This window comes from Paraburkholderia hiiakae, assembly GCF_904848665.1.
In the GTDB taxonomy this organism is placed as follows: domain Bacteria; phylum Pseudomonadota; class Gammaproteobacteria; order Burkholderiales; family Burkholderiaceae; genus Paraburkholderia; species Paraburkholderia hiiakae.
In genome coordinates, this window is record NZ_CAJHCQ010000018.1 from 30,357 (window position 1) to 47,088 (window position 16,732).

General features: G+C 63.9%; 17 protein-coding genes. 2 read left to right on the forward strand and 15 right to left on the reverse strand.

What is annotated here, in order from left to right:
• Positions 1 to 85 precede the first annotated feature (85 nt).
• The gene (locus JMY28_RS28230; protein WP_201699200.1) at positions 86 to 751 is read left to right on the forward strand and encodes a TetR/AcrR family transcriptional regulator; all 666 of its coding nucleotides are present in this window, start codon (positions 86 to 88) and stop codon (positions 749 to 751) included.
• Positions 752 to 945: 194 nt separating this feature from the next.
• Here the strand turns inward: JMY28_RS28230 and JMY28_RS28235 are convergent, their stop codons facing one another.
• From JMY28_RS28235 to JMY28_RS28280, 10 genes are all read right to left on the reverse strand, one after another.
• Positions 946 to 1,569, reverse strand: a complete 624-nt coding sequence (locus JMY28_RS28235) for a DAK2 domain-containing protein (protein WP_201699201.1) — start codon at positions 1,567 to 1,569, stop codon at positions 946 to 948.
• A complete protein-coding gene (locus tag JMY28_RS28240; RefSeq protein WP_201699202.1) occupies positions 1,566 to 2,594 on the reverse strand; it encodes a dihydroxyacetone kinase subunit DhaK in 1,029 nt (342 codons plus the stop codon). Before JMY28_RS28240 ends, JMY28_RS28235 begins: the two co-directional genes overlap by 4 nt.
• Positions 2,595 to 2,651: 57 nt before the next feature.
• A complete protein-coding gene (locus JMY28_RS28245) occupies positions 2,652 to 3,656 on the reverse strand; it encodes an ABC transporter permease (protein WP_201699203.1) in 1,005 nt (334 codons plus the stop codon).
• On the reverse strand, positions 3,653 to 5,188 hold the full coding sequence (locus tag JMY28_RS28250; RefSeq protein ID WP_201699324.1) for a sugar ABC transporter ATP-binding protein: 1,536 nt from the start codon (positions 5,186 to 5,188) through the stop codon (positions 3,653 to 3,655). Before JMY28_RS28250 ends, JMY28_RS28245 begins: the two co-directional genes overlap by 4 nt.
• Positions 5,189 to 5,270: 82 nt before the next feature.
• The gene (locus JMY28_RS28255; RefSeq protein WP_201699204.1) at positions 5,271 to 6,380 is read right to left on the reverse strand and encodes a sugar ABC transporter substrate-binding protein; all 1,110 of its coding nucleotides are present in this window, start codon (positions 6,378 to 6,380) and stop codon (positions 5,271 to 5,273) included.
• Between the two features lie 137 nt (positions 6,381 to 6,517).
• Positions 6,518 to 7,153: a class II aldolase/adducin family protein gene (locus JMY28_RS28260; protein WP_201699325.1), complete on the reverse strand. Its 636-nt coding sequence runs from the start codon at positions 7,151 to 7,153 to the stop codon at positions 6,518 to 6,520.
• A 71-nt stretch (positions 7,154 to 7,224) separates the two neighbouring features.
• Positions 7,225 to 8,301, reverse strand: coding sequence for an S-methyl-5-thioribose-1-phosphate isomerase (mtnA, locus tag JMY28_RS28265; RefSeq protein WP_201699205.1), 1,077 nt, complete (start codon positions 8,299 to 8,301; stop codon positions 7,225 to 7,227).
• A gap of 62 nt (positions 8,302 to 8,363) precedes the next feature.
• Entirely contained in the window at positions 8,364 to 9,623 is a 1,260-nt protein-coding gene (gene mtnK / locus JMY28_RS28270) for an S-methyl-5-thioribose kinase (RefSeq protein WP_201699206.1), read from the reverse strand.
• Between the two features lie 35 nt (positions 9,624 to 9,658).
• The gene (locus JMY28_RS28275; RefSeq protein WP_158761001.1) at positions 9,659 to 10,372 is read right to left on the reverse strand and encodes a GntR family transcriptional regulator; all 714 of its coding nucleotides are present in this window, start codon (positions 10,370 to 10,372) and stop codon (positions 9,659 to 9,661) included.
• Positions 10,373 to 10,496: 124 nt separating this feature from the next.
• Positions 10,497 to 11,177 (reverse strand): MarC family protein, encoded by a 681-nt coding sequence (locus JMY28_RS28280; RefSeq protein WP_201699207.1) that lies wholly within the window; start codon positions 11,175 to 11,177, stop codon positions 10,497 to 10,499.
• Between the two features lie 183 nt (positions 11,178 to 11,360).
• On the opposite strand from JMY28_RS28280, the gene JMY28_RS28285 reads away from it, so the two are divergent.
• Entirely contained in the window at positions 11,361 to 12,464 is a 1,104-nt protein-coding gene (locus JMY28_RS28285) for a serine hydrolase (RefSeq protein ID WP_201699208.1), read from the forward strand.
• Between the two features lie 20 nt (positions 12,465 to 12,484).
• On the opposite strand, the gene JMY28_RS28290 is transcribed toward JMY28_RS28285, so the two are convergent.
• The 5 genes from JMY28_RS28290 to cyoB form a co-directional block, all read right to left on the reverse strand.
• Positions 12,485 to 13,102 (reverse strand): histidine phosphatase family protein, encoded by a 618-nt coding sequence (locus JMY28_RS28290; RefSeq protein WP_201699209.1) that lies wholly within the window; start codon positions 13,100 to 13,102, stop codon positions 12,485 to 12,487.
• A 311-nt stretch (positions 13,103 to 13,413) separates the two neighbouring features.
• Positions 13,414 to 13,611, reverse strand: a complete 198-nt coding sequence (locus tag JMY28_RS28295; protein WP_201699210.1) for a CsbD family protein — start codon at positions 13,609 to 13,611, stop codon at positions 13,414 to 13,416.
• A 137-nt stretch (positions 13,612 to 13,748) separates the two neighbouring features.
• A complete protein-coding gene (gene cyoD / locus JMY28_RS28300; protein WP_201699211.1) occupies positions 13,749 to 14,123 on the reverse strand; it encodes a cytochrome o ubiquinol oxidase subunit IV in 375 nt (124 codons plus the stop codon).
• On the reverse strand, positions 14,120 to 14,719 hold the full coding sequence (cyoC, locus tag JMY28_RS28305; RefSeq protein ID WP_201699212.1) for a cytochrome o ubiquinol oxidase subunit III: 600 nt from the start codon (positions 14,717 to 14,719) through the stop codon (positions 14,120 to 14,122). The genes cyoD and cyoC overlap by 4 nt, the downstream gene beginning before the upstream one ends.
• Before the next feature lie 3 nt (positions 14,720 to 14,722).
• Positions 14,723 to 16,732 carry a cytochrome o ubiquinol oxidase subunit I gene (gene cyoB / locus JMY28_RS28310; protein WP_201699213.1) on the reverse strand — a complete coding sequence of 670 codons (2,010 nt, stop codon included), beginning with the start codon at positions 16,730 to 16,732 and terminating at the stop codon, positions 14,723 to 14,725.

Sequence of the window (16,732 nt, forward strand, 5' to 3'; positions counted from 1 at the left end):
TCTCCGAGCTCTACGAATCACCCGTGCCGCTGGACTCCCTACTGGAATGCGAGCATATTGCTCATGTTCGCACTGGAGAGCGCACATGGCTACTCGCATTACCCGAACCTCTGGCGCCATGCGCAAAGCGCCGAAACAGGCGCGTTCGAGGGCGACGATCGACGCCATTCTCGACGCGGCGGCTCACATTCTGGGCGAGCGCGGCTGGTCCGCATTCACGACCAACGCGGTGGCGGAGACGGCGGGCGTGAGCATCGGCTCGCTTTACCAATACTTCCCCGACAAGCTCGCGCTGATCGACGCGGTGCGCCGCCGGCATTTCGACGACGTGCTTGCGGTGCTGCAAGCCGGTGCGAATCCGGAGATTCCACGCACGCGCCGAATTGCGGCACTCGTGGACGGCATGATTGCCGTGCATAGCCGCCATCCGGCCGCACATCGGGTCTTGATGGAAGAGAGCCCGCGTGGCGACACGTCGCGCAGCGCGCACGACCGCTTCGAACTGGCATGCCGGAAAGCCTATGAGGCATTGTTCATCGCGAACGCGAGCGGCGGCTCCCACCATGTTCGCCTCGCCGCTCAGGTGCTTGCGGGCGCGCTAGCGGGCGCCGTTCACGAGGCGGCGCGGCAGGGGCAGCTTGCGTCGCCAGTACTCAGGTGGGAACTCGTCACGCTCGTGAACGCGTACCTCTCACGCGCGCGGCCGGTGAGCGTCTCCCGGTCTGAGAAGGTGCCGGCGGTTCGGGTATGATCGCGGCAGTATCGCTGACGCGTGCCGGCGACGGTGGATGGGCCGCTCATGATCCGTCCAGACGCGGTTCGACTTTGCGATCGCGGCCATTGGCTTCTTTTTGCTCACACGCTGGAAAATGCCGCCACTCGCTGTCGTAGTACTTTCAGCGGCGGCTGGCGTCGCTGAAATGCTCTTTCGGTAGATGGCAAAACTCAGCCTCGCCAGGCTTGAAGAAACCTGAGCCACGCAGTCGCGCCGGGATCGGCGTGACCGATACTGCGTTCCTGCACCCACGCCGCGCGCCCTTTCTTCGACTGCAACGCGGCAGTGGCGCGAACCTGCCGCTGCGCCGTGTCGATCATCGCGTCGAGGAGCGTGCGCTCGTCACCACTGCCTGACTCGAATGCTTCGAGGGTGTCGAGGCTCGGCACGAGCGCATCGAGCAGCGTCTTGTCGCCAAGCTGCGATTTGCCCCGCTCGGCAATGCGCGCAGCTACCGCGCGACCCATGGCGAGCGCTTCGGCCCTGCCCGCCTCCTGCCGACCCGCCACGGTCTTCGCGGCCGCGAGCAGCCCGCCCCCCACGAGCGCGCCGAACGTCGAAGGGTTCGCCGTAGAGAAAGCCTTGCCCGCGGCGATCAGCACGTCGCCCAGCGCGGCGTCGGGAGGCAGCTTCGCGATGGCATCGGCCGCCGCGAGGGAGCCCGCTTTCACGGTAACGCCCAGGTCGCCGTCACCGATTGCAGCGTCGAGTTCGCGCAGTTCCTCCGCGCTGGCAGGCATGGCGTTCAACGCGCCAATGAGCCGCGTCTTTATTTCGCTTACCGAAAGACTCATCGCGGGCCTCCTTCGTCAACGCGCCATCCTTCGCGCCAGAATGGCGAACGCACCGGCGCGTCGAGCAGCGTGTCGAGTTCTTCGTCGAGTTGCATCACGGAGATCGACGCGCCCGCCATTTCGAGGCTCGTCACGTACTCGCCCACGTAAGCGCGCGCCACGCGCAGCCCTGCTGCAGCAACGGCCTGTGCGGCGCGTCGATACAGCAGATACAGTTCTTCGAGCGGCGTCGCGCCGAGTCCGTTGACGAGTAGCGCCACGCTCGACCCCGCCTTGGCCTGCAGGTCGCCCAAGATCGCACCGGCAAGCCGTTCGGCGATTGCATCCGCGCTCTCCAGCTTACCGCGGTGCGTGCCCGGCTCACCATGAATGCCGATGCCGATCTCCATCTCGCCATCGGGCAGCGTGAAGGTGGGCTTGCCGGCTGCCGGCAGGATCGTGGGCGACAGGCCCACGCCCATGGTGCGCGTCGCGCCGTTCGCCTTCGCGGCAACGCGCGCGACTTCGGCGAGCGTGTCGCCGCGTTCGGCCGCCGCGCCCGCGCACTTGAAGCCGAACACCATACCCGCCACGCCGCGGCGATCCGAGGCCCGTTCGGGCGGCGCGGAAGCAACGTCGTCGGCCACGAGCACGGTGCGGGTCTCGATGCCGTCTGCGTCTGCAAGATCCGCGGCGAGATCGAAGTTCAAGACGTCGCCACCGTAGTTGCCGTACAGGTAGAGCACGCCCGCGCCGCCGTGAACCGCCTTGGTGGCTTCGTAGATCTGCTCCGACGATGGCGAGGAGAACACGTTGCCCACGGCCACGCCGCTTGCGAGCCCCTTCCCCACGTAGCCGAGAAAGCCCGGCAGGTGCCCGGACCCGCCGCCGGTCACAATCCCGACCTTGCCCGGGTTCGGCGCGTCGGCGCGCACGAGCGCACGGCGGTCGGCGGTGACCGGCTTGAGCCAGCCCGGATGGGCGAGCAGCAATGCGTCGATCATCTCGTCGACAAAATGATCAGGATGATTAATGATCTTTTTCACGTGTCGCGTCTCCTGTATGGGTGGCCTTCGCACCACCGCTCACGTTGACTTCTCCGCTCAAAGCTTGCGCCGTTGGCTCAGCGCGTCGAGCAAAACCGCCGCGAGAATCACGCCGCCCTGGATGAACTGCGTCCAGAACGGATTGACGCCGAGCAGCGAGAGCCCGACATTGATCACGCCGATCAGCACAACGCCTATGAACGTGCCGACGATCGAGCCACGCCCGCCCGCGAGCGAGGTGCCGCCAATCACCACGCCTGCGATCACCTGCAGTTCCAGCCCATTGGCCGCCGAAGGCAGCGCCGAATTGAGCCGCCCCGCGAGGACGATGCCCGCAATCGCGGCGGTCACGCCCGCGAACATGTAGGTGAGAAAGATCACGCGGCTCACCGGAATGCCCGCGAGCCGCGCCGCTTCCTTGTTGCCGCCCACGGCGAACACCTGGTGACCGAATTCAGTCTTGCGCAGCAATACATGGCCGACGACGAATACGGCCAGCATCACGAGCATCGGCGCAGGCAGGCCCGCAAACGTCTTCGCGCCGAACGCGGTAAACACATTGGGGAAGTCGAATTTCGTGCGGCCGTCCGAAATCGCAAGCGTGAGGCCGCGCCCCATCGCCATCATTGCGAGCGTGACGATGAACGGCACGAGCCTCAGCCATGCAATGCCGAAGCCGTTAAGTGCGCCCACGGCCGCACCCGTTACGAGCGCAATGACGAGTCCCGCCACGCCAAGGCCCACCGCGTCAGGGCTCGCACCGGCCATCACAGTCGCGGCCACCATGCCGCTCAGCGCGACGAGCGAGCCCACGGAAAGGTCGATGCCCGATGTGATGATCACGAACGTGCCGCCCACCGCCGCGATGCCGACCACGGACACCTGCACCATGATGTTGGTGAGCGTGCTCGTGGTGAGAAATTCGGGTGAGGCCAGCGAGAGCGCAACGCAGATGAGCACGAGCGCCGCAATGAGCGGCCCGAGGCCGCTGCGCATCTGACGCAGCACGCGCTGTTGCAGGGTTTGTGTTTCTTCACGCGGTCGAACCGTGGTGGACGTCATGCTGCGACTCCGGTGGTAGCCCATTGAATGATCGTCTCCGAGCTGGCGTGTTCGCGCGCGATCTCGCCGACGATGCTGCCGCGATACATCACGAGCACGCGGTCCGACATGCCGAGCAGTTCGGGCAGTTCGGAGCTCACGAGCACGACAGCCGCGCCCGCACGCGCCATCGCAACGATATGCGCATAGATCTCGGTCTTCGCGCCGACGTCGATGCCGCGCGTGGGCTCGTCGAGCAGGATGACTGCCGGAGACGTGGCGCTCGCGCGCCCGAGAATCACTTTCTGCTGATTGCCGCCCGAAAGATTGCCAGTAAGCGACGTGACCGATGGCGCGCGGACCGCGAAGCGCTCGACCGCCTCACGCGCGAGCCGGCGCTTTCTCGCGGCACTTACGAAGCCGCCGCGCACCAGCGCGCGCAAGCTCGAAAGCGCGATGTTTTCTTCGATGCTCGCTTCGAGCACGAGCCCTTCGAGCTTGCGGTCCTCGGCGGTGTAGACAATGCCTGCGCGCATGCCTTGCGCGGGCGAGCGCAGCGCGATCCTGCGCCCGCGCAGCCGCAGTTCGCCACCGGTGAGCGGCAGCGCACCGCACAGCGTCTTCAGAAGCTCGGTGCGTCCCGCGCCCGCAATGCCGCCTATGCCCACGATCTCGCCCGCGCGAATGCTGAAACTCGCGTCGCGCAGTACGGGCGCGCTCGCCACGTTGTGCGCTTCCAGCACCACATCACCATAGGGGCGCGCCTCCCATGGATAGAACGAGTCGAGATTACGCGCGACCATCGCCTGCACGAGCGCCGGTTCGTTCCACTCGGACATCGGTCGCGCGCCGACCGTTGCGCCGTCACGCATCACCACGGCCGAATCGGCAAGTTCGAACACCTCTTCGAGATGGTGCGAAATGAAGATGATGCCCATGCCCGCCGCACGCAGACGCCGCACGACGGCGTAGAGATGCGCGATATCGTGATGCTGAAGTGCGGCCGTGGGCTCGTCCATCACGAGAATGCGCGCCTCGCGCGCGAGCGCCTTCGCGACCTCGACGAGCTGGCGCTTGTTGAGTGGCAGATCGCCCAGGCGCATGGCCGGGGGCACGCCTTCCAGCCCGACCTGGGCCAGCGCCTCGCGTGCCATGGCGTTCGCGCGGCGATGATCGACGAGGCCATAGCGCCGCGGCATGCGGCCAAGAAAGAGGTTTTCGGCCACCGTCATGTCGTTGACAAGCGATAGCTCTTGGTAGATCACGGCGACACCCGCGTCGATCGCGGCCTGTGTACCGCGCGCGAGGCGCACGCCGTCGATTTCGATCGCGCCTTCGTCCGGCTCGTAAGCGCCGGAAAGCGTCTTGATGAGCGAGGACTTGCCCGCGCCATTCTCGCCGACGATCGCCATCACGTGCCCCGCGTGCAGTTCGAGGCTCACGCCTCGCAGCGCCTTCACGCCGGGAAAACTCTTTACGATGCCGGTCATGCGTAAAAGCGGCGGCGCGCCTGTCCTACCGCCCGCGCTCGTGTTCTCTTGCGACACGTGCATTGCCGAACCTGATTCGCGTTTCATCCGTTCATCCCGGGCGCCGGCGCACGCATCGCGCAGCCGGCGCGTAGACCGATGCCCGTTACTGCTTGACTTCGAGCGCCCACAGACCGTATTGCTTCACGCCATCCGAATCGATGTTCGACTTGTCGATCAGATAGGTCGGCCACGCGTAGTTCCCAGGCACGTCCTTCTTCGCCTCGTAGTCGGTGATGAACGTCATCGCTTTTGCGGACATGCCGATCGGGTTCTGCGAGATCGTCGCGTCCTGCTTGCCCGCGCGGATCGCCGAAAGCGCCTGCGCCGTGCCGTCCGCACCGATCACCATGATGTGGCCGGGGTCGCCGAGCGGCTTGTAGCGGCCCGCATTGTCGATGGCTTTTTCCGCGCCCACCGTGTTGTCGTCGTTCGCGCCGAATACCGCGTCGATCTGCGGATATTTCTGGAGGATGCTCGTCATCGCGTTGAGCGACTTTTCCTGGTCGAAGCCGCCTTCCTGGCGCGCGACGACCTTGATGTCGGGATACTTCGCGATCTCTTCCGAAAAGCCCTTCTCGCGGTCCGTGGCCGCCGTCGTGCCGATGAGGCCGATCAGGTCCACCACGTTGCCCTTGGGCGAGCCATAGCGCTTGCTCAACTGGTCGGCGATCCACTTCGCGCCGGTGGCGCCAAGCGCTACGTTATCCGAAGCGACGAACGAGGTGACCTTACCGCCGTCCGAGCCCCGGTCGAGCATGAAGACCGGCACGTTCATCGAATTGGCCTTCTCGACCGCTGGAATGATCGCCTTCGAATCGATCGGATTGAGCACGATCGCTTGCACGCCCTGGCTCAGCAGGTTGAGCGTGTCGTTGACCTGCTGCTGGGCGTCGCCGTTTGCGTTGGTCTGCACCAGATCGAAGCCCTGCTTTTCCGCACCACGCTCCACACCGTTCTTCAGTCCTACGAAGAATGCGTTGTTGAGCGTGGCGATCGAGAAGCCGACCTTGATCTTCGTGACCGGTGCCGCAGCGGCCTGCGCCGGCGCGCTCGCGGCGGCGGCGTCCGTCGCCGTCGCACTGGTTGAAGGCGACTCGCTCTTCGAACAGCCTGCCAGCATTGCCGCGGCGGCGAACATCGTCACGCCTGCCGTGGCACCCATGCGCGCGCTGCGCGCCACCCATCTGTCGACCCCTGCTGAACTCCACGCCATCACCGTCTCCTGTCTTTGATCTGCTGGTTTTTGACTGACCTGCCAACCGCCAACCGACTGCGTAATCGTTTGTACCGCGTGTGTATCGCGCATCTATCACATTGCCACGACTGCCTGGGCGCGCGAGCGCCCGCGTATTACTTGCGCGGCCCGTAGCCCTTGAACTTCTCGATGACCTCCTCCATTTGCGCATCTGAAAGCAGCGGCGGCTCGCCCAACTGGCACGCCAGCAAATACTGCTTTGCGAGCACCTCCACTTCGTTGGCGAGCCACAGCGCCCGCGCGAGATCGCGCCCGAGCGCAATGACGCCGTGATGCGCGAGCAGGCACGCGAGCCGCTCATGCAGCGCTTCGAGCGCGTGATCGGAGAGCGCCTGGCTGCCGAAGATCGCATACGGCGCGCAGCGAATCGAATTGCCGCCCGCCGCGGCCACCATGTAGTGATGCGCGGGAATGCCCCGGCTGTGGATCGCAAGCGCCGTGGCGGCTTGCGAATGCGTATGGACTACGGCGTTCACATCGCTGCGTGCGCGCAGGATGTCGCGATGAAAACGCCACTCGGAGGAAGGGCGTTGCGCTTCGAAAAGCGGATCGTCATCGCGCACGTCGAGCGGCATCCAGACGATCTGTTCGCGCGAAAGCGCCGCGCACGGCACGCCACTCGGAGTAATCAGGAGTCCGTCATGCCAGCGCGCGCTCACATTGCCCGACGTGCCCTGATTGATGCCGAGGCGCTCCATCTCGCGAGCGGTATCAACGATCTGCTGACGCATTTCGGCCTGCGCCCGCGCATCGCGCGCGCGTTGCGCAGCCTCACCGGCTCGAAAGCCCTCGCTTGCGCCGCTCACGCTGCCGCTCCGGTCGCAAAAAGCGCCGCGAGGCTCGCCTCGAATGGCGCGCGTACGATACCGCGCTCCGTCACGATGCCGGTAACGAGTGCATGCGGCGTCACATCGAACGCCGGATTGCGCACCTGAATGCCCTCGGGCGCGATGCGCTGCCCCGCGAGATGCGTCACCTCGGCAGCGCCGCGCTCCTCGATCACGATTTCCGCGCCGCTTGCAGTGCGCAGATCCAGCGTGGACGAGGGACATGCCACATAGAAGGGAATGCCGAAATGCTTCGCCGCGATCGCCACGCCGAGCGTGCCGATCTTGTTCGCTACGTCGCCGTTCGCGGCCACGCGGTCGGTGCCGACGATCACGAGGTCGATGAGCCCCTGAGCCATCAAAGTGGGCGCCATGCTGTCTGTGATTAGCGTCACGTCTAGCCCCGCCTGCTGTAGTTCGTAGGCGGTGAGCCGCGCACCTTGCAGGAGTGGCCGAGTCTCGTCCGCATAGACGCGAAACGCCACGCCGTCACGATGCGCGCAATAGAGCGGCGCAGTCGCCGTACCGATGCCCGCCGTGGCCAGCGCACCGGCATTGCAGTGCGTGAGCACGCCGCTGCCGGTCGCAATCAGCGCGCGCCCGGCTTCGCCGATTCGCGCACACAGTTCGATATCCTCATCATGAATGCGCTTTGCCTCCGCAACGAGCGCTTCGTAAAGTGCGGTTCCCGTCGCGCTCGGCTCGGCGCGCACGTGCGAAAGCATCCGTTCGAGCGCCCAGCGCAGATTCACTGCGGTGGGCCGCGCGCTGTCCAGATACGCGGCGTGCGCTGCGAGCCGCGCGAGGAACGTATCGCGTGAATCGGACGGCTCGCGCCGCATCGCCACGCACAGGCCATAGGCGGCCGCGACACCAATCGCGGGAGCGCCGCGAACACGCAGCTCGTGGATCGCTCGCCAGACCGCCTCGACCGTGTCCACGGCTTCGACCACGCACTCGCGCGGCAAACGCGTCTGGTCGAGCAGATAAAGGGTGCCGTCGCGCCACTCGATGGTGGGCGGAAGACTCGATTGTTGCGCCTGCAACGTCATACATTCTCCGTCTATGCCGGTTGTCCGGGGCTCGGCCACCCATTGTGGCAGCCTGTTTTCGCTTACGCCGATTCCGCGAGCACTTGAGCGGCCAGCGCGCTGACCGCTTCGATCGAAGCCAGCTCGCGCCGCTGCACCAGCAACGCTTCGGCAAGGTTCAGGCAACGCACTTCGATCCGCGCGCGCACCGCTTCGTCCTTGATACTGGTAATCTCCGCCACCTTCGCCATGCCGACTATGCGGCGGATCATCTTGCAGCCTGCAAAGCCGAGCGTGTCGGCGAAGAGTCGCCTGATGAAATCTTCGCGGAACGCCTCAGCCGCACGCGTGCCCGCCGGGCCGCCAATGAATGCATGGCCAGCCTCGTCCTCGTGCGCGCGCCAGATCTGCCCGAACTTCTGCGCGAAGGCGTTCCACACGGCCTCGACCTGTTCGAGCAGCCAGCCCCGGTATACGGCAGGGTCGCGTCCCGCCTCGCGGTCGTGCCAGTCGCGCGCGTAATACGCGAGCAGCAGGTTGGCAATGAACGCACCCGTGTCAAAGCCCATCGGCCCATAGAACGCGAACTCGGGGTCGATCACATATGTCTCGTGCTCGTTCGCCATGATCGAGCCCGTATGGAGGTCTCCGTGCACGAGCGTTTCGGCATGATTCATGAAGGCCCACTTCATCTCGCCCGCCGCGATCCGCAACAGCTCGTGCGTGCGCAACCGTTCGACTGCCGTCGCGGGCAGCGCGGGGCTGTAGACGTTCGAAGGATGATCTTCGAACGGGAACGTGAAGACGAGTTCTTCGGTAATCCTGCACAATTCCGTATTGATGTCGCCGCCCACCGCCGCCTTCTTTGCATCCGGCGCAAGGTAGAGGTCGGAGCCATGAAACAGCGTGCGGGCGAGATAGGTGGAAATGTGATCGGCGAGCCGCGGATAAACGATGCCGTCTATCAGTCCCCCACGCAGCACGCGATGCGAATCGAGCCGCTGCATGACCATGAGGAACTTCTCACTGTCCGCGTGAAAGACGCTCGGCACGTGCTCCGGGCAGAGCGCACCGAAGCGCCGCAACGCCGCCACTTCGCGCTGCATGCGCTCGCGCGGCAAGGGCCACGCTTCGCCTACCAGCCGCAGGTACGGCGGCGCCTGCTTCACCACGACGCTCAGGCGCGGGTCGCGCGCGCTGCTCACGAAGTAGACGTAGTTGAGGTTGCCATCGCCCACTTCGACGACTTGCAATTCGCTGTCGTCGCCAAGCCTTGCGCAAACGGCCGGAATACCCAATAGATATTCGGTCAGTTCGGAAGAGCTGAAAGCTTCGAAGTGCATACGTTTCCTGTCGGGAAAAAGGGCCACTGGGCCGCCTAACGTCGTTTGCGCACGAGATCGAACTTGAAAATGCTGGCGTTGTAATAGTCGTTGCTGTAGCAGACCGCACGGCCGGTCTCATCGAAATCCACTTCGTCGATCAGCAGAAACATGCCGATACTCTCCTGCAACTCCGGCAAATCCCGCGGGGTGAGAATGGTCGGCTGGATCGAACTATGCGTGTGGGAGAGCCGAACGCCCGCGCGCTCCAGCGTGCCGAACAGCGACTCGCCTAGTTCCTGCCCTTCGAGCAACGCTTTCGGCACGATATCGATGCAGTACGCGGCGATAGCGTCGTCGGCGCGACGCACGCGTTCGAACCGCACGCAGGGATCGCCTTCGGCGAGGCCGAGCTTTTGCGCGAGACTGCCGGAAGCCGCGATCGTCCTCACTTGCAAACGGCTCGTGGAAGGCACCGCGCCAACACTTCGTATCATGTCCGTCACAGACATCAGATCATCCAGACCGCCCTGCAGTTTGAGCGTGATTTGTCTGACGAAGGTCCCCTTGCCGTGCACGCGCGTGAGAAGACCGTGGGAAATCATCTGCGCCACCGCCTCCCGCAGGCTGGAGCGGCCCACGCCCAGCAGTTCGCAAAGTTCGGGCTCCGGGGGGATTTGATCGCCCGGTTTGAGCGAGCGCTCGCGGATCATTTCCAGCAGCGAATCCTGGATTCGCTCGCACATCGACTGATCGACGCTCAGGCGCATGTTTGCCGCATCATTGCGTGGGTTGGGTACATTGGGCTCCAATCTACATCAGACGTCTGATGTCATGGGCTCGTGGTTTTCCCTTTCATGCGGTGCAGCATGGAGATTGCACCCACACGCTGCGCTATTTGATATTCACCGAAAGCAGCACCGACTCGAACAACTCTTCGAGCCCGAGCCACAAAATCTGCAGGCCGATGCACAGCAGCACGAATGCGAGCAGCCGCATCAGCACTTCAGTACCGACCGGCCCGAGCCGCTTGCCCACGTGCCCCGCGAAACGCACGCACAGATAAATGCAGCCGCAAAGAACGATCAACGCAAGCAGCACGCCCACGACATTGACGAGTTGCACCTGACCGCGCGGCCGCCCGGTGCCCAGCGCAATCGCGACCGCAATCGACCCTGGTCCAACGGTGACCGGCAGCGTGAGCGGATAAAACGCCGCGGCGCGCAGCGTCGCTTTGCGCGCCGAATCCGGCGGCGCCTGCGCGACTGCGCTATCCCCGCCATCGGACGATTTGTGCAGCAGGTTCCAGCCCGCGAATGCAATGACCAACCCGCCCGCGACCCGCAAAACGGGTATCGATATGCCAAAGAACGAGAGCACGTAGGCGCCCATGATCAGCGAGCCGAGCAGAATGAACAGGCTGTTGATGGCGATGATGCGCGCGAGAAATGCGCGCTCGCTGGCCGTCGCACGCGGCAGCATGCTCAGCACGATAAAGCCCGCCGCGGGCGGATTGAGGACGGGAAAGAGCCCCGCGAAGACGAGCAGGAAGGTGTCGGAGAGTTGATTGAGCATCTCTGTTCTCCCGTGGCATCACGGAGTATCCGGGCCCGCTCGCCGCCCGTTCAATACGACGATGGCCCCATTGAACGACGATTATGGAGCCGGAATGGAACTTGATCGCCCTATGTGGCTCGAATAAAGCCGCCAAAGTCCCGACGCACCCCGCGCAAAACCAACGTTCAAGCTCATCTGTCGATGCCCTTTGCTTCCCGACTTCGATTGCTGCCCAATCTCCTCGTCCTGATTGTCGCGGGCCTCGCGGCTGGCGCGGCTCCCGCTTCTGCCCACGCGGCCGCTCATCACACGGCGGCAGAAAGCACTGTCCACGCAACACCCAAAAAGAAAAAGAGCGTCGCGCACAAGACGAAGCCCGTACATCGCTCGATGCATGCCGATGCGCCCTCCACCAACCTCTCAGGGCCGAAGCGCCGTACCAAACGCGCGAGGCCCAGGCACGGCCCGCTACCGGCATCGCAACACGCAGCGCAAGTGAGCGCCAAAGACGCCCACGCCCCTCGCCTGCTCGCACGCTGCGGCTTCACGCCGGCGTCGCGCAAGCAGCTCTTTTCGCATGCGATCTACGTCGTCGACGAAAACACCCACACGCCGCTCTACGCGCGCAATGCCGACGCCGTGGCGCCTGTCGCGTCGGTGTCGAAACTCATGACGGCGATCGTCTGGCTCGACAGTGCTCATGCACCCCTGCAACAGCGGCTCTCGGTCACGACCGCCGATCTCGACACGCTCAAATTCACGGATTCGCGCCTCGGCGTGGGCGCGTCGCTCACGCGCGCCAACATGCTGCACGTTGCGCTGATGTCATCGGAAAACCGTGCGGCTTCGGCACTCAGCCGCGACTATCCTGGCGGGCGGCCCGCTTTCGTCGCGGCAATGAACACGAAGGCGCTGCGTTTTGGCATGACGCACACGCATTTCGTCAACGCGACTGGGCTCTCGCCGCAGAACGTTTCAACCGCTCGCGAACTGGCGAATCTCGTGCGTGCGGCCAATGGCTACCCGCTCATTCGCCGCTATTCGATCGACCATCAGGAACGCGTGTCCACTGGCCGCGGGCAGTTGCAGTATGTGAACAGTAATCGGTTGGTGCGCTACGGGCAGGTGCGCGCGAGCGTGCAGAAAACCGGCTTCATCAACGAGTCCGGCCACAATATGGTGATGCGCGTGATGGTGCACGGGCGGCGGCCCGTGATCGTCACCCTCCTGGGGAGCGCTACGCCCGAGGGTTCGCGACTGGACGGCGTGCGTATCGCGCATTGGCTCTCGTGCTCCCTACGCTGAGCGAGCGGGTCAGGGATTCGTCACATCAGCGCTCGACGCTCACCGAGTGCATTCCAGCGGCGTATGGCGCGGCTCTCATGGTCGAAACCGAGAACGCTCACCGAAGCGGTGTCGAGATACAGATGCTCGCCTAGCGCCGCCGAACCGGAAATCCAGCAGCTCGCCAATGCGCGCAGGAAATGCGCGTGCGAAAAGAGGGCCACGCGGCCACGCAGGGCCAGCAGTCCATCGATCACGGCCGCGGCGCGCGCCTGAACGCGCGCGAGATCCTCGCCCTGCGCGATGGGCGAATGCCATACGCTCCAGTCGGGTTCGGTCTTGCGGATATCCGCTGTCTTGAGGCCTTCGTAAATCCCGTAGTCCCACTCGTGCAGGTCGGCCGAAATCGTCATCTCGTCGCCGAGGCCCGCGAGCTGGCACGTCTCGATGGCCCGCGCCATCGGGCTGCAAAGCACCGCATCGAAGCGCTGTGTGGCGAGCGACGGCGCGAGCGAGCGCGCCTGCTCGCGTCCGTGCTCAGTGAGCGCGATATCGGTGCGCCCGGTGTGCTGCCCAGAGAGGCTCCATTGCGTTTCGCCATGGCGGATCAACCAGACTTCACGCAGTCCGGAGGACACGCCGGCAGGATTGGCAGACATCGGGAACTCCACGTTCATGCCCCGCGCGGGACACACGGGATGCCTGCAGCATACCCGTTTCGAGGACATTTCGCCGCGCCGCTACCCTCTTGTTGCACATCGCAAAATGAAGGCATATCGAAAGCGGACGTCGTCTCACGCCGCCTCGCTATTGATTTGCACTCCGTAGTAATTTTTCTTTAGTAGAGATGGATGCCCAATGGGCTCGTACCACGCGATCGAGATACACGAACCGCGCTTGAGCCACATGCGCACAGCACGACGCCGCCGCCCCTTGCGAGGCGGCGGCGCTGCGGGTTAGCCATCGCTTATCAGTGATGGCGCTTCACGTCCTTCGCCATATCCTTTGCGGCCTCCTTCATGTCGCCGACGTTCTTGCGTGCCTGGCCGGCTTCCTGCTGGATGTCGCCCTTCAATTCACGCGCCGGGTTGTCGGTTGCGCGGCCCACAGCCTCGTTGACCTTGCCCTTCACCTTCTCAGCCGTGCCCTTCACCTGGTCCTTGTTCATGATCTCACTCCACAGTAGAAGCGACGGGGTGTCGCGACGCTTCGTATAGCGCATGCACTGTGCCCGAGGTGCCTGGCGATCACGCGCGGCCGTATTCCGGAGCGCCCGCATTTTGGGGACGCAACGCAACTTCGGCGTCAATCGTGCGCCATGGCGCGGTCGATCGAGATGTGCGTGGGCATCATGTTGACGTTCGCGTTGTGCATGACCCACAGCGAAAGGCCGACGATCACAGCAATCAGAAACGCCGTGCAGATAAAGATCGCCGTATTCGAACGCTGCTCGCGCGACGCGCCGATGTGCAGGAAATACACGAGTTGCACGACGAGTTGCGCAATGCAGAGCACGACGATGGCTGCCAGCCCGACGCCCGGCGAAACGACTCGAAACATCACGACGCCGAAAGACGCCAGCGTGAGCACGAGCGAAAGCACCGTGCCGATCATGTAGCCCTTGAGGCTGCCGTGCGACGCGTCATGCACGGCGTGGTGAGTGGCATGGGATTGGCTCACAGGAAACCTCGCAGATAAACGAACGTAAACACACAGATCCACACGAGATCGAGAAAGTGCCAAAAGAGGCTCAGGCAGGCGAGGCGGCGGCGGACCGTGCCGGTCAGGCCGAACTTGAAGGTCTGGTGCATCATGATCGCAATCCACAGCAAACCCGCCGTGACGTGCAGGCCGTGCGTGCCGACCAGTGTGAAGTACGCCGAAAGGTACGCGCTCGTGCCGGGCCCCGCTCCATCGGCGATGAGCTTGGCGAACTCGTTCAACTCCATCGCGACGAAGCCAGCGCCGAACAGGAACGTCACGGCGAGCCACACGATCACCCGGCCGCGCCGCTGCGCGTAGAGATTCAGCATGGCCATGCCGAACGTGACGCTGCTCGCGAGCAGCAGCAGCGTTTCGCCTAGCACGTACGGCAGTTCGAACAGATCCTTCGCGCCCGGACCGCCTGCCGTCGCATTCGCGAGCACGCCGAAGGTGGCGAAGAGCGTCGCGAAGATGAGGCAATCGCTCATCAGGTAGATCCAGAAGCCTAGCGTGGTCTTGGCGCTGTCGTCGTGACCATGACCCTGGGCGTGAGTAGTAGCAGCGTGAGCCATGGTTTAAGCCATCTCCTCGATTTGCTCGGATTGATCGAAACGCTGGATGCCGAGTTGCTTGAATCGCGCGTTCTCCATGCGCTCGACCTCGGCGGCCGGGACCCAGTAATCCACATCCTGGTTGTAGGTGCGCACGATGAACGTGACGATCATGCCGGCAATCCCCACCGCCGCGAACAGCCACATGTGCCATACGATCGCAAAGCCGAACAGCAGGCTGAATGCGGCGATGATGAAGCCCGCACCCGTGTTGCGCGGCATGTGGATGTCTTCGTACTTGCGCGGCTGAACGTAGGCGCGGCCGGCTTCCTTGTTGTCCCAGTGCTGCTCCATCGAGGTGATCTCCGGCAGCACGGCGAAGTTGTAGAACGGCGCAGGCGAAGAAGTCGACCATTCGAGGCTGCGGCCGTCCCATGGGTCGCCGGTCACGTCGCGGTTCGCTTCGCGCTCGCGCAGGCTCACCACGATCTGCACGATGAACGCGAAAATGCCGAGGCCCACGAATACCGCGCCCACGAGCGCCACCACGAGCCACGGATGCCACTCGGCCACTTCATAGTGGTTCATGCGGCGCGTCATGCCTTCGAAGCCGAGAATGTAGAGCGGTGTGAACGCGAGCCAGTAACCGATCAGCCAGCACCAGAACGACACCTTGCCCCAGAACTCATTGAGCGTGAAGCCAAACACCTTGGGGAACCAGAAGCTCACGCCCGCAAGGCAACCGAACACCACGCCGCCGATGATCACGTTGTGAAAGTGCGCGACGAGAAAGAGCGAGTTGTGCAGCACGAAGTCCGCGCCCGGCACGGCCAGCAGCACGCCGGTCATACCGCCCACCGCGAACGTCACCATGAAGCCGATGGTCCAGAGCGTGGCGCTGTGATAGCGAATGCGGCCGCGATACATCGTGAAGAGCCAGTTAAAGAGCTTCACGCCGGTCGGGATCGAAATGACGGTGGTCATGATGCCGAAGAACGCATTGACGTTCGCGCCCGAGCCCATCGTGAAGAAGTGGTGCAGCCACACGAAGAACGAGAGAATTCCGATCGACGCCGTGGCATAGACCATCGACTTGTAGCCGAATAGCGGCTTGCCCGAGAACGTCGCGATGATTTCGGAGTACGCACCGAACGCAGGCAGGATGAGGATATACACCTCCGGGTGACCCCAGACCCAGATCAGGTTGATGTACATCATCGCATTGCCGCCCAGCTCGTTCGTGAAGAAATGCATGTCGAAATAGCGGTCCATCGTGAGCAGCGCGAGCGTGCCGGTGAGCACCGGGAACACCGCGACGATCAGGATGTTGGTGATGAACGCCGTCCACACGAACACCGGCATCTTCATCATGTCCATGCCCGGCGCGCGCATGCGCAGGATCGTGACGATGAAGTTAATGCCCGAGAGCGTAGTGCCGAGACCCGATAGCTGCAGTGACCATATGTAGTAATCCATACCAACGGTCGGGCTATAACCCAGCTCCGAGAGCGGCGGATACGCCACCCAGCCCGTGGCCGCGAAATCGCCCACGAACATCGAGACCATCACGAGCACCGCGCCCACCACGGAGAGCCAGAAGCTCAGCGAGTTGACGAACGGATAGGCCACGTCGCGTGCGCCAATCTGCAGCGGCACGACCACGTTCATCAAGCCGAGAATGAGCGGCGTGGCCACGAAGAAGATCATGATGACGCCGTGCGCCGTGAAGATCTGATCGTAGTGATGCGGCGGCAGATAGCCCGCCGAGTCGCCATATGCGATGGCTTGTTGCACGCGCATCATGATCGCGTCGGCGAAACCGCGCAGCAGCATGACGACCGCGAGGATGATGTACATGACGCCAATGCGCTTGTGATCGACCGAGGTGATCCACTCGCGCCACAAATAACCCCACTTGCCCGCGATCGTAATCGCGGCGAGCAAGGCGAGGCCGCCGAGCGCGACAACGGCGCCCGTGCCCATGATGATCGGCTCGTGCCAGGGAACGGCGTCGAGCGTGAGTTTTCCGAACAT